The sequence below is a fragment of the Tenacibaculum litoreum genome, from assembly GCF_964513915.1.
In the GTDB taxonomy this organism is placed as follows: Bacteria; Bacteroidota; Bacteroidia; order Flavobacteriales; family Flavobacteriaceae; genus Polaribacter; species Polaribacter litoreum.
Genome location: NZ_CAZEQS010000001.1, coordinates 206,998 through 220,481 on the forward strand (window position 1 = coordinate 206,998; position 13,484 = coordinate 220,481).

14 protein-coding genes are annotated in these 13,484 nt (G+C 31.0%); 8 read left to right on the forward strand and 6 right to left on the reverse strand.

What is annotated here, in order from left to right; translation table 11 throughout:
* The first annotated feature begins 11 nt into the window (after positions 1 to 11).
* From gcvH to ACKTTR_RS00890, 5 genes are all read left to right on the forward strand, one after another.
* The gene (gcvH, locus tag ACKTTR_RS00870; RefSeq protein ID WP_047787900.1) at positions 12 to 392 is read left to right on the forward strand and encodes a glycine cleavage system protein GcvH; all 381 of its coding nucleotides are present in this window, start codon (positions 12 to 14) and stop codon (positions 390 to 392) included.
* Positions 358 to 735 (forward strand): VanZ family protein, encoded by a 378-nt coding sequence (locus ACKTTR_RS00875; RefSeq protein ID WP_262607241.1) that lies wholly within the window; start codon positions 358 to 360, stop codon positions 733 to 735. Before gcvH ends, ACKTTR_RS00875 begins: the two co-directional genes overlap by 35 nt.
* 63 nt (positions 736 to 798) lie before the next feature.
* Positions 799 to 1,521 (forward strand): energy transducer TonB, encoded by a 723-nt coding sequence (locus ACKTTR_RS00880; RefSeq protein WP_121146344.1) that lies wholly within the window; start codon positions 799 to 801, stop codon positions 1,519 to 1,521.
* Positions 1,522 to 1,625: 104 nt separating this feature from the next.
* A complete protein-coding gene (locus tag ACKTTR_RS00885; protein WP_408026084.1) occupies positions 1,626 to 2,369 on the forward strand; it encodes an energy transducer TonB in 744 nt (247 codons plus the stop codon).
* A gap of 48 nt (positions 2,370 to 2,417) precedes the next feature.
* Positions 2,418 to 2,999: an acyltransferase gene (locus tag ACKTTR_RS00890; RefSeq protein ID WP_408026085.1), complete on the forward strand. Its 582-nt coding sequence runs from the start codon at positions 2,418 to 2,420 to the stop codon at positions 2,997 to 2,999.
* A 51-nt stretch (positions 3,000 to 3,050) separates the two neighbouring features.
* Here ACKTTR_RS00890 and ACKTTR_RS00895 read toward each other — a convergent pair whose 3' ends face one another.
* The 6 genes from ACKTTR_RS00895 to ACKTTR_RS00920 are packed head-to-tail and all read right to left on the reverse strand — an operon-like array spanning position 3,051 to position 10,086.
* Positions 3,051 to 4,466, reverse strand: coding sequence for a mannosyltransferase (locus tag ACKTTR_RS00895; protein WP_408026086.1), 1,416 nt, complete (start codon positions 4,464 to 4,466; stop codon positions 3,051 to 3,053).
* Complete coding sequence (locus tag ACKTTR_RS00900; protein ID WP_408026087.1) at positions 4,467 to 5,957, reverse strand: cellulose synthase family protein; 1,491 nt, start codon at positions 5,955 to 5,957, stop codon at positions 4,467 to 4,469.
* Positions 5,957 to 6,649 (reverse strand): glycosyltransferase family 2 protein, encoded by a 693-nt coding sequence (locus ACKTTR_RS00905; RefSeq protein ID WP_408026088.1) that lies wholly within the window; start codon positions 6,647 to 6,649, stop codon positions 5,957 to 5,959. Before ACKTTR_RS00905 ends, ACKTTR_RS00900 begins: the two co-directional genes overlap by 1 nt.
* A gap of 3 nt (positions 6,650 to 6,652) precedes the next feature.
* The gene (locus ACKTTR_RS00910) at positions 6,653 to 7,129 is read right to left on the reverse strand and encodes a toxin-antitoxin system YwqK family antitoxin (protein WP_408026089.1); all 477 of its coding nucleotides are present in this window, start codon (positions 7,127 to 7,129) and stop codon (positions 6,653 to 6,655) included.
* Positions 7,119 to 8,741 carry a 4Fe-4S binding protein gene (locus ACKTTR_RS00915; RefSeq protein WP_408026090.1) on the reverse strand — a complete coding sequence of 541 codons (1,623 nt, stop codon included), beginning with the start codon at positions 8,739 to 8,741 and terminating at the stop codon, positions 7,119 to 7,121. Before ACKTTR_RS00915 ends, ACKTTR_RS00910 begins: the two co-directional genes overlap by 11 nt.
* Position 8,742: 1 nt before the next feature.
* Positions 8,743 to 10,086 (reverse strand): NAD(P)/FAD-dependent oxidoreductase, encoded by a 1,344-nt coding sequence (locus tag ACKTTR_RS00920; protein ID WP_408026091.1) that lies wholly within the window; start codon positions 10,084 to 10,086, stop codon positions 8,743 to 8,745.
* 140 nt (positions 10,087 to 10,226) lie between these two features.
* Between ACKTTR_RS00920 and ACKTTR_RS00925 the strand changes: the two genes are divergently transcribed.
* From ACKTTR_RS00925 to ACKTTR_RS00935, 3 genes are read left to right on the forward strand one after another with little or no spacing between them, the layout of a single operon-like run.
* Positions 10,227 to 11,096, forward strand: a complete 870-nt coding sequence (locus tag ACKTTR_RS00925; RefSeq protein ID WP_408026092.1) for a transporter — start codon at positions 10,227 to 10,229, stop codon at positions 11,094 to 11,096.
* A gap of 21 nt (positions 11,097 to 11,117) precedes the next feature.
* Positions 11,118 to 12,125 (forward strand): glycoside hydrolase family 113, encoded by a 1,008-nt coding sequence (locus tag ACKTTR_RS00930; RefSeq protein WP_408026093.1) that lies wholly within the window; start codon positions 11,118 to 11,120, stop codon positions 12,123 to 12,125.
* Positions 12,109 to 13,407, forward strand: coding sequence for a POTRA domain-containing protein (locus ACKTTR_RS00935; RefSeq protein ID WP_408026094.1), 1,299 nt, complete (start codon positions 12,109 to 12,111; stop codon positions 13,405 to 13,407). Before ACKTTR_RS00930 ends, ACKTTR_RS00935 begins: the two co-directional genes overlap by 17 nt.
* The last annotated feature ends 77 nt before the right edge of the window (positions 13,408 to 13,484 follow it).

Below are 13,484 nucleotides of genomic sequence, written 5' to 3' on the forward strand. Positions count from 1 at the left end.
AAATCATTACAATGAACATTCCATCAGAATTAAAGTACACCAAAGACCACGAGTGGGTTAAAGTAGAAAATGGTGTAGCAACTATTGGTATTACTGATTTTGCACAAGGAGAGTTAGGAGATATCGTATACGTTGACGTAGATACATTAGATGAGGAATTAGATGCCGAAGAAGTTTTCGGTTCTGTAGAAGCGGTAAAAACAGTTTCAGACCTTTTCATGCCTTTATCAGGAGAAGTAGTAGAGTTTAACGAAGCGTTAGAAGATGAACCAGAGTTAGTAAATTCAGATCCTTATGGAAATGGGTGGATGATAAAGGTAAAATTATCTGACGATTCACAAGTAGCAGATTTATTAAGTGCTGAAGCATACCAAGAACTTATTAAAGGATAAACTAATCATAATAGCAATACTAATAACTTTAAGTATTGCTATTATTAGTTTAATAAAACTAGAAAAAGCTCCTATACAAGTTAATCATATAGATAAGTTAGAACATGCTTTCGCTTATTTCGTGTTAAGTTTAGTATGGTTGCTAGCTTTAAAAACAACAAAAATTAATAAATATATTATCGTTTTTTGTTGTTTTTTTTACGGCATAATTATTGAGGTTCTACAAGTTACAACCACGTCATATAGATCAGGAGAGATTTTAGATATAATGGCAAATACGACGGGTATTTTAATAGCTTTCATAGTTTACAACTCTTTTTTTAAGAAAAATAAAGCTATTTAAAGATTAAGCTTGTAAAAGTTGAAATAAATTAATTAAATTAGCGAACTATTAAAAACATTTAGGATGGAAATCAAGAAAAATCCAAAATCAAACTTAGAAAACTATAGTAAACTATTTATGCAAATAGGTTTGGTTTTAGCTTTATTTGTAACGTATGTTGCTATTGAAAATAAGACATATGATAAAGAATATGGAGAGTTAGGTATGGCTAACATGGCTTCTGATATTGAAGAGGAAACTATTGAACTTCAAATTGAGCCACCAAAGCCTAAACCAAATACGCCTCCACCACCAGCTCCTGAAAAAATTGAAGTAGTAGAAGACGAGGAAGAAATAGAAGAAACAGTAATTGAATCTACTGAAACTGATGAATCTGAAGCTGTAGAGGTAGAAGATATTCAAGAAGTAGAAGAAGTAGAAGAGGTAGTAGAAGATGTACCATTCGCTATTATTGAAGAAGTTCCTGTATTTCCAGGATGTAGTGGAACTAAGGCTCAAAAGAAAGAATGTTTAAATAAAAAGTTACAAAAGCATATTCAACGTAACTTTAATGCAGAACTTGCTAATGAGTTAGGTTTATCTCCAGGGAAGAAAAGAATCTACGTTCAGTTTAAAATTGACAAAGATGGATCTATTACAAATGTAGTAGCTAGAGCTCCGCATCCAAGATTAAAGAAGGAAGCAGAAAGAGTTGCTAGAAAGATACCTAAAATGAAACCTGGTAGACAAAGAGGTAGACCAGTAAGAGTAGGTTATACTTTACCAATTACATTTAATGTAGAGTAGTAATAGCTTAAATAAAAGATAAAAAAGGCAATCCATTTTGGACTGCCTTTTTTATTGGCACGTTTCTTGTTTTTAACAAAGTATTAACATAAAAATATAGTACTATGAAAACACCTAAGAAACATGCTAAGAAGCAATTAGAAAAATTCTCAACTATTTTTACACAGTTAGGCTTGGTGCTAACTTTATTTGTAGTTTTTCTTGTTTTAGAACACGAAACAGCTAAAGATGTAGCAATAGTTGAACCTACCAATGCACAAGTTTATGAGAAAGTTTATCCTTTTGATAAGCCTGTTATTATAAAAAGAAAAGTAAAAGAAATTGAAAAGCCAAAGCAAGAGCGTGTAATTAAAGAAGTATTTAAACCAGAAGTAGTAGATAATAATACAGAAACCAATACTGTAATAGATTTACCTGTAGATGAAGCACCTATTGATTTAAATCAAATTCCAGAGTTAAAAGAAACTGAAATTATAAAAGATATTGACGATCCAGTTTCAATAAACAATGTGCAAAATACTCCAGTTTTTAAAGGTTGTGAAGGACTTTCAGAAGAAGAAAATATAAAATGTTTTGAAAGAAAAATACAACAACATATACAACGTAATTTCAACTCTGAATTGGCACAAGATGTAGGATTAAGTTCTGGAAAATATAAAATATTAACACAGTTTGTTATTGATAAATTAGGTAATGTTACGGATATTCAAATTAGAGCACCGCATGCTAAATTAGAAAAGGAAACGGATAGAGTGGTAAATAAAATTCCAAAATTTACTCCAGGTAAACAGAATAATAAAGAAGTAAAAGTAAAATATACGTTGCCTATTACTTTTAGAGTGGAATAAAAAGTAAAAACTCAGCCAACTGGTTGAGTTTTTTTATTTTTGTTATATATGGATACAAACAAAACATTTTTTGCACACGAAACAGCAGTTATTGATGACGGTTGTAAAATTGGAGATGGTACCAAAATATGGCACTTTAGTCATATTATGCCAAATTGCATTATTGGAAATAACTGTAATATTGGACAAAATGTTGTAGTGTCACCACAAGTTGTTTTGGGGAATAATGTAAAGGTTCAAAATAATGTTTCTATATATACGGGTGTCAGATGCGAAGATGATGTTTTTTTAGGGCCTTCTATGGTTTTTACGAACGTAATCAATCCACGTAGTGCAATAAAAAGACAAGACCAGTACTTAGAAACAGTTGTTAAAAAAGGAGCAAGTATAGGGGCTAATGCAACCATTGTGTGTGGTAATAATATAGGAGAGTACGCTTTTATAGGTGCAGGAGCTGTGGTAACTAAAGAAGTAAAACCCTATGCTTTAGTTGTAGGAAACCCATCAAAACAAATAGGTTGGATTAGTGAGTACGGGCATCGTTTAAATTTTGATGAAGAAGGCTTGGCTATTTGCCCAGAAAGTGGAGAGAAATATGCCTTGAAAAACAATGAGTTAAGAAAACTTTAAGTTAAAGTTTAAAAAAAGTAAAAAAAATATTTGTGAAAAGAAAAATCTTATTTATATTTGAACAGTGGTTTTAAAACCACTTTCTTTTTCTTTTTCATAGCAATTTTTCCCACTCAATTTTGAGTGGGTTTTCTTTTTTATGCAAACTTCCCAAATAACGTAAGTGTATAGAATAATATACTCTAAAGTAATTAGCCAAAGATTTTCTTTCCATGGAGAATTAGCATATGCCTGATAACTTAGGATAACGACTAAACTCCACAAAACAGCATAACGATATTGAGTAAATACAGATAAAATTAAAAGTGTTGCTATATACCATGGATGCATTGTTGTTGTTAAAAAATAGTAGAACGATAAAGCAAATAGCATACTTACAGTTAATTGTTTTGTAGACTTGTTTTTTTTGAAAAAAGTAAGAATCAATAAAAAGCAAACGGTAAGAATAGGTATTATCTTACCAATAATGGCAATCTCATTATAGCCTCTAAATAGATAACCAATTTCTCTAGCTAAATAGTAAAAACTAGCATTAAACTCAAAGTTTTTAAACCATAAGCCAACAGAGTTGGTGTAGTTTGAAATTAATTCAGGAGAGTAGAAAGGAAGAAAAAGTAGAATAATTGTAAGAACTACAGTTCCATAAAAGAATGCTAATTTTTTGAATCCTTTAAGGAGTGAAAAATCATTCTTTACAAACCATTGAAAAAATAAAGGTAAAAAGAGCAAAGGAATTAGTTTTACAGAAACCGAACAAGCCAGTAAAATAGCTGCTAAAAACCACTTTTGTTTATGTAGCGTATAAATACTCCAAACCAAAAAGAACAACATTACAGGTTCAAAATGTAAGTTTCCAGTAAGTTCAATTATCACAAAAGGATTTAAAATGTATAAAAAAATGTTTTTAACAGGTAATTGTAGCCTTTCTAAAAGCTTTTTTCCGAAGTATAAAATACCTATATCAGCCAAAATAATCAACACTCTCATTACAACAACACTTCCAAAAATGCTGTTTTTAGCAAAGAGAGCAGCTATTAAAAAACAAAGTTGATTAACTGGAGGATAGTTGGTGTAATGACTACCATTCAAAGTCCCCATTCCTTCATACAACTCCTTAGCTTGGTTTACTGGATAGTTGTTTTGCTCAATAAATGTTTGAGGTAAGGATAGATAAGGATTCAATCCTTCTAAAATCATACGACCATCCCAGATAAAGCGATAAAAATCTTGTGATAAATTAGGAGTAGCAAAAAAGAAAACAAATCGAAATAAGACCGCAATTCCTGTTAAATAAGCAAACGATAATTCTTTATCACGTAGAAGAGCAAAATAACAAGTAAATAGGCTAATCCAGAGAAAAAGTAATTTGTTAAATTCGGTACGTTCAATTGTATAGGCAAATAAAAAATAAAGAACTACACTAACAAAGGTTAGTATAATTGAGCTATATTTTTTTAAAAAAGACATTTAAGCTTTTGAGAAAATCGATTTAAAAAAGACATACCCAAAACCAACAAATAACATTAAATGAAAGGGGAATAAACCAAAGTCTCCACCCTGATCACCAACAGTAAAAGCACTATACATACCAAAAGCAAAGTATAAAGCTAATAAACCTTCTATAATTACATGTAAAGAAGGCCTTTTACGAATGTATTTATTGTTTTTCCAACTATCTTTTAATGACTTAATATTGAATTTAGGGGTTCTTACAAATTCACTTTTTTTACCTAAATGACCTTCTAAAACAGCAATTGTATTGTGTAAAGAGAAGCCCATGGCAATAGAGAAAAAAGCGAAAAAGGCACCAATATATTTGATAAAATTCCAGAAACCTCCTCCGTAAGTCCTTTTATACATAAACCAATAGCAGATAAAGAAAATAAAGGTACTTACAATAAAAAAACTCATTACTAAAAAGTAAATTTTTAAATGAGCATATTCATTTTTAATATACAACATAGGTATACTTAAAACAGCTACTAAAAAGATACAAGTAAACATTGAACTATTTAGTAAGTGTAGTGTTCCGTGAAGTTTTGTTTTAAAAGAAATATTAGGGCTTGTAATTATTCTTTTTAACATCTTTTGAAAATTCTCTGCACCTCCCTTATTCCATCTAAATTGTTGTGAACGAGCAGCGCTAATAACTACCGGTAATTCAGCAGGAGTAACAACATTTTCTAAATATTTGAATTTCCAGTTTTTCAATTGAGCACGGTAGCTTAAGTCTAAATCTTCTGTTAATGTATCACCTTCCCAGTTTCCAGCATCATAAATACACTCTTTACGCCAAATACCTGCGGTACCATTAAAATTGATAAAATGTCCTTGGCTATTTCTACCTACCTGTTCTAAAGTAAAATGAGCATCTAAAGCAAAAGCTTGAATTTTTGTTAAAGTTGAATAGTTTCTATTAATGTGTCCCCAACGAGTTTGAACTACGCCTATTTTAGGATCTTTAAAATATGGAACAGTTTCTAGTAACCAGTTTTTCTTAGGTAAGAAATCGGCATCAAAAATAGCAATAAACTCACCTTTGGCTGTTTTAAGTCCTTCTTTTAAAGCGCCAGCTTTAAACCCTTGACGGTTTTCACGTCTAATATGTTGAATGTCTAAACCTGTTTTTTGAAGTTCTTCAATTTGTATGGCTGTACTCTCAACAGATTCATCGGTAGAGTCATCTAATACTTGAATTTCTAACTTTTCGCGTGGATATTCTAATAGAGCAATGTTGTTTAATAAACGCTCCATTACATATAGTTCATTGTAAACAGGTAGCTGTATTGTTACATACGGAACTTTGTTAATGTCAGATAAATCTAACATAGGTGCGTTTTCTTTTTTTTTCTGAGCTTTTAAATAATTTATAAGCAGATTTAACTGTGCTATAGCATACAGTAATATAAGTACTAATGATATGGTGTATAGTGTAATTATTATATATTCTAAAACCATTATTTAAAGCTATATTTAAAGATCCAACCTAAAATTTTTATGCCGGCTAAGATACTACCTTTTACGGTTCCTGAAACTTTAGAAACGCCAATTCTATTTCTATATTTCATAGGGATTTCGGTATAAGTTAATTTTTGTTTCAAGGCTTTTAGCTGCATTTCTACTGTCCATCCATACGTTTTATCTTCCATGTTTAAAGCAAGCAGTTTATCATATTTTATTGCTCTGAAAGGACCTAAATCGGTGAACTTCGCACCAAAAAACAACTTCATTAAAGTAGTTGCTAGCCAATTACCAAAAATTTGTTGAGGAGTCATAGAACCCTTTTCACGTAGTCGTTGTACACGTGCACCAATTACAAAATCAATATTATCATTTATTATTGGAGCAATAAGCTCAGTGAGTTGTTCAGGATAATCAGAATAATCACCATCTAAAAAAACAACGATATCTGGTTTTTCATTTTTTATAGAAACGTATTCCATTCCTTTTAAACAAGCATACCCGTAGCCTTTTCTGCTTTCAGAAAGTACTGTTGCTCCTGCATTCTTAGCATTAACTTCAGTATTATCTGTTGAATTGTTACTAATAACGATTACCTCGTCTACTATGGAAGGAATGTCATTGATTACATGGATAATAGAATCTTGTTCGTTATATGCGGGGATGATAACCTTTATAAGTGGATTCATTAATTATTTTAAGTCGTTGAGATTATTTTCTTCTGCAAAAGAAGACAAATTATTCCATTCTTTTAACTTTAGTCCTTCTTTAAACTTTATAGCTTTTATTAATTTATGTTCTTTATATAACAAGCAGTATCCGTTTTTTTTATTGTTTTTGATTTGACATTTTTGATAAATACTTCCTTTATTATTGTAAAAAACCCACCATTTGTTTTGTAGGCCGTTAATAAAGTGTCCTTCCTTTTTTTTAAAAGAGTTTTCATAATAGAAATACCAATACTTTACAGGGAGGTTATTTTTAAAACCTCCTTCTTTTTTAATGTTTCCATTTTTATAATAAAAAATCCAATAATCGGTTTTTTGGTTATTTTCAAGCCAGCCTTCTTCTTTTAGTGTTCCTTCTTCATAAAATGATTTATGATATGTTTTTTGTCCGACTAAAGAGAAAGTAATAAAAAAGTATAGTATGAAAACATTACTTTTCATTTACCAATTTCATTAAATCAACATCGTTACCTAATAAAATCTCTGTTGGATTAATACGTCCTTTTTCTGGACCATTTTCCAACTTTAATACTCCACGAGGACATACTGCTGAACAAATTCCGCATCCGACACAACTTGCACGAACAATATTTTCTCCTTTTTGGGCATATGCACGTACATCAATACCTTGTTCACAATACGTAGAACAATTTCCACAAGAAATACATTGTCCGCCATTGGTAGTAATTCTAAATCGAGATTTAAAACGTTGTACAATTCCTAAATAAGCGGCTAACGGACAACCAAAACGACACCAAACACGATTTCCGAAAATTGGATAAAACCCAGTACCAATAACTCCTGCAAACCAAGCTCCTATTAAAAAGCTATAGGTATCTTTAATCCATTGAGAGTTGATTCCAAGGAAAGATTGCGCTCCAGTAAAGTAACAGTATAACGTTACAACGGTCATTACCAACGAAAATACTAAGACACTATGTATTAACCAACGTTCTAATTTCCATGCATTCATACTTTTGTTAGAATGTTGACGGTATGGATCACCTAAAGTTTCGGCTAAACCACCACAACCACAAACCCAAGAACAATACCATCTTTTTCCGAAGAAATATACCATTACAGGAACAATAATAAGCGTAAGTACAATACCCCAAACTAAAATAAATAAACCAATAGCTCCACTATTTCTTAAGCTATCTAAATTCCATTCAAAAAAGAAGTCATAGTCTAACGGAAAAGCATTTTTAAAATCATACCCAGGCATATTTAAACTGGTCATGATTTCTGGAATAAGAAAGGCAAATACAATTTGAAAGAATAAGACAGAAGTTGTTCTAATAACTTGATATTTGTTGTGCCTGTATTTTATATACATTCTCACCCCCATTACTAACATAATTACACAGTATAAAAAACCATATACAAACCATTGGCTAGCTTCTCCACCGTTTAAAAATTTGCTGATAGGATCTAATATAAAAGTCCAGTTCACCACATAATCAGGAAAAAAATAAAGCAACAAGTAAAAAACAACTAAGTAAATTAAAACTAACCAAGCTATCCACCCTCTATTTGTACTAGTTTCTAAATAAATACCATTATTCTTTATTCCTTTGGGTCCAAGTAAAATAAAATTAGGAAGGATGAACAATAGAGCCCCCAAAATACCTAAACCAAAAGTAAGTAACCATAATAAACCTGAGTTGTTTTTTACAAAGCCATTACCTGATTTTTTAGCTAACTCATAACTTAATGTATGAGGTTTACCGTAAATTAAATACTGGTACTGTTCTCCTTTTTTATCCCAGTTTTTTTCAGCGTTGTATTTAGTAATTAAAGTATTGTAATGATTGTTAGATGCTTCATAGGCATTCCTAACTTGACTAGAAAACTCAAAAATATTCAAGCTTTCATCGGTAACTATAGCTTTACTGAGTTCCTCTTTTATAATTTCGCTTTTATATCCTTTTTCAGTAATAAATGAGTCTAACTCTGATTGATTTAAATTAAAAGAACCAGTAAAAATTACTCCTGAAAAAATGATTAATCCTATTAAGAATAGAAGTAAACCTGTTTGTTTTATTATTTTCATCCTAAACTCTGCTGAAAATTCGCTTCCAGCTTTTCTTTTTTAATTGAATATTGGTGTTGTTTTCTTTGTTGAATTTTGCTACAATTTCTGATTCGTGAAGTTTATAGAATTCAGGATCGAAGTTTGCGTCTGCTAAATGTTCTAAAGTATAAGTTACAGACTGCTTTTCATTCAAAACTTTATCAAAAAATTCATGACGCATGCGTATTCCTAATGTATTTATGCCAAGGAATTCTTGTGTGTTTTTATCGTAGTTAATTCGAATACATTTTTTACCACTATCATGTTCCCAGTAAAAATGCGCTTCATTTTCTTTAGGTTGTGGCCATACCCAACCATAGGTTTGGTATTCAATATCAATAAACTTTGCTGAGTTAAACCAGTGTCCTGGTTTATATTGAATTCGGTTGCCACAAATAGTTTGCGCAACGGTTTCACCCATCATTCTACCAGTGTACCAAACGGCTTCAATAGGACGACGTAAACCAATTGCTTCGTGCTGTTCAGCACAATCACCTATAGCATACACATCTTTGATGTTGGTTTCTAAAAAACGATTGACTTTAACTCCCCTACCAAGCTCAATTTCCGAGCCTTTTAAAAAATCAACATTTGGAGAAACCCCAGCAGTCAAACCAACAACATTACAAGGTATTTCTTCACCAGTATCTTCAACAATTACAGATGTAACTTGTCCGTTTTTATCTGATTTTATTTCCTTTAGATTTACCCCTAATCGTAAATCGATATGATTTTCTATAATTTCACGATTTATCATGGCAGATTCCTCCATAGGCAATACTTTATCCCAGAAACTATCTTCACGAACTAAAAAGGTTACAGGAATATTTCTGCTATGAAGCATTTCGGCAAGTTCAATACCAATTAAACCTCCACCAACAATTATAGCTCTTTTACATACTTTGTTGTTGGGTGCATATTGTTCAAGAGCCTCTAAATCTTGTTTATGATACATTCCCATAACACCTTTTAAGTCTTGTCCAGGCCAACTAAACTTATTGGGTTTAGAGCCAGTGGCTATAATTAATTTATCGTAAGACAATTTTTCTCCAGTACTAAACTCTATTTCTTTTTCTGATGAATCTACTTTTGAAACAAAACCATTTTTAAGATTGATTTTGTTTTTTTTCCAAAACCAAGATTCGTAAGGTTGTGTATGTTCAAATTTCATGTGTCCCATGTACACATACATTAAAGCAGTTCTTGAAAAGAACTCATCAGTCTCAGAAGAAATAATGGTAATTTTTTTGTCTGATAATTTTCTGATATGCCTTGCGGCTGTAACTCCAGAAATTCCATTACCAATAATAACAACGTGCTCCATAAATGTTGATTTGCAGTTTAGGTCGTTGCTAAAGTTAAGAACTTAATAAAGGAATTAAATTTAGAATGATTTTAAATAAAGAGGTTTTGTAAGAGAAGTTTTTTTTAGGCGACCTATGATTTATATAAAAAATTAACCTTATGAAACGACAATTAGTAAGCCTTTCAGTTTTACTGTTTTTTGTAGTGCAATTTTCAAATGCTCAAGATGATAAAGCAGAAAAATCAAATATTCAAACGTATACACCATCTAAACTTTTAAATAATGGTCAGTGGGATATTAAATGGTTTAATAACCTTTACACAGAAACAAAATTTGCAGATGCCGATGGTACTTCCAAGTCAAAATTAAGAGAGAACTACTTCACTTCAACGTTGGAAGCCTTCACAGGAGTTTCTAAAAACAACCGTATTAACGTAGGAGCAATTGTAGAGTTTCGTTCCAACACAATAGGAGGACGTCAAGCATTATCAGTATTTAGTTTAGAAGATAGCCCAAATTCAGAAAGAAAAGGAATTACATCAATTGCACCAGCTATTAAGTTTCAACCATTAAAAAATGTTGGGAACTTTTCCGTTCAATCAGCAATACACATTCCTTTAGTGAGTAATGAAACAGAAAATGGTGTTTTTTTAGATCAAACAGCATGGACTTTTCAAAACCGATTTTTTTACGATTATACTTTTTCTAGTGGAAAATGGCAATTATTTACCGAATTAAGTACTGAGTACAATTTTGGAGATGATGATAGCTTTGCGAACAATACTTTTTTGTTAGCTCCAGGAGTTTTCTTTAGTTATTTTCCAAATGAAAAGTCTACTGTATTAGTTTTTACCCAACATTCACAAAGGTTTGGAGATTTTACACAAGATTATACAGCTTTAGGTTTGGGAGGGAAATATCAAATCACTAAGACCTTAAACTTAGAAGTGTTGTATAGTAATTTTGTTAGAGGAACAAACAATGGCTTAGGGCAAAGTTTTAATTTAGGATTAAGAGCATTATTTTAAAAATAGTAAATTAGAGGAGTAATGAAAACTCTAAAACTCCTTTTATTAAGTTTTATCCTTTTTGTGGGCTCTTGTACGAGTCAGTCAAAAAAGATAAATGGTGTTAGTTTTGTTGCTTCTTCAAAAGAGATAACAAATCAACATATTGATGACGTAAAAAAGGTATCAGCAAATTATGTTACACTGATGCCTTTTGGTTTTGTTAAAAATTTATCATCTCCAAATGTGATTTATAATTCAAAGAATCAATGGTTTGGAGAGACAAAAGAAGGTGTGAAACAATATGCCAAAGAGTTTCAACAAAGTAAGATAAAGATTATGTTGAAACCACAAATTTGGGTTTGGAATGGTGTGTATACAGGAACTATAAAAATGAATTCCGAAGATAAATGGAGAAAACTAGAGCAATCTTATGAAGACTTTATTCTTGCTTTTGCCAAAGTAGCAGAAGAAATTAATGCAGAAATTTTTTGTGTTGGAACAGAATTGGAACAGTTTGTAAAAAACAGACCAGAATACTGGAAAAAACTCATTAAAAAAATCAGAAAGGTATACTCTGGAAAATTGACCTATGCAGCAAATTGGGATGAATTTAAGCGAGTAGATTTTTGGGAAGATTTAGACTTTATAGGAATTGATGCTTATTTTCCGTTAAGTGATCGAAAATCTCCCACTCTTAAAGATTTTGAAAAAGGTTGGCAACCACACAAAAATGAAGTTATTCTGGTTCAAAGTAAGTTTAATAAGCCTGTTTTATTCACTGAGTACGGATACAGAAGTGTAAATTTTACTGGGAGAGAACCATGGAACTCAGGTAGAATAGAAGGAGATGTAAACTTAGAAAACCAACAAAAAGCATTACAGGCTTTGTATAATCAATTTTGGAAAGAAGATTGGTTTGCTGGTGGTTTTGTTTGGAAATGGTTTCATAATCATAAAGAAGTTGGAGGTCAAGAGAACAATAGATTTACACCTCAAAACAAACCAGCAGAATTGACTATAAAAAAGATGTATGAAAGTAGTAAATGAGAAATATAAAAATGAGTATCTATTCTTCTTGAAAACAATAATTCTTGCAACATTTTGGTTGTCTGTAAACTGTTATTCACAAGAGAAAAGTATAGAAAAAATCACTTTTTCAGGTGCTAAAAAAACTAAAGCACACGTCTTAAAGAAAATATTGAAATCAAAAGAAAATAAAGTACTTGATTCAATTGTGTTAAATGAAGATATGATTCGTTTAAAGCGTTTACCAGCAATTTCTAATGCGTATTTTAAAGTATTATTTTCTGAGGGTAAATGTAATGTTATTGTAACTGTAGAAGAGAATTTTACAATAATTCCAGAAGTCAATTTTCACAAAACGATCAATCAAAAATTAGCTTACAGAATAGGAGTAGGTGAGTATAACTTTTTGGGGAGGAATATGACCCTTGGTGGGTTTTACCAATACAATGGTTTTGATTCTTATGGAATTAATTTTAGGGCTCCTACGTTATTTTCAGCAAAATGGGGAGTATTATTAAGTCATCAAAACTGGACAAGTGAAGAACCACTATACTTTGATAGTGAATCGGCTAATTATAAGTATCAGAATATCTCTTATGAAGCCTTGGCTTTATACCAACATAATTTTAAAAATCAGTTTCAGTTTGGAATCAATTTTTTTAAAGAAAAGTATAACTATTTAAACGGAAGTACTTCATCGGATGTTCCTACCGAGTTAAATGTAGATAAAAAGCTGCTGAAGTTAATTTATACTTTTGATGATTTAGACTATAATTATCAATACATCAATGGATTAAAAAATGAATTTCATGGACAATATGTAACTTCTGAAAATGAATATCAGAATGATTTTTTAATTTTTTGGAACGACTTTTTTTACTTTAAAAGAGTAGGTAAAAAAGGAAATTGGGCAAACAGATTGCGTTTTGGTTTATCATCTAATGATGATACTCCATTTGCTCCATTTGCTTTAGACAATAATTTGAATTTAAGAGGTGTTGGTATTTTAGTTGATAGAGGAACAGGAAGCGTTGTTTTAAATTCGGAGTACCGTTATACTTTGTATGAAAAGAAATGGTTTGTTTTACAAGGAAATATCTTTACAGATGTTGGAACTTGGCGAAAACCTGGAGGAGCATTAAGTGATTTTGTAGATAGTGATAATGTTAGAATGTATTCTGGTATTGGCTTACGTTTTATCAATAAAAAAATATTTAATGCAATTTTTAGAATTGATTATGGACATGGACTTACAAAGAATGCATCAAAAGGACTTGTATTTGGTATAGGTCAATATTTTTAATCGTAGGGAGATAGCCAAGAGTTCTGTCTCCAAAGACTTATTTATTTGTATAAAAAAACGAGGTATGTATTTTACAA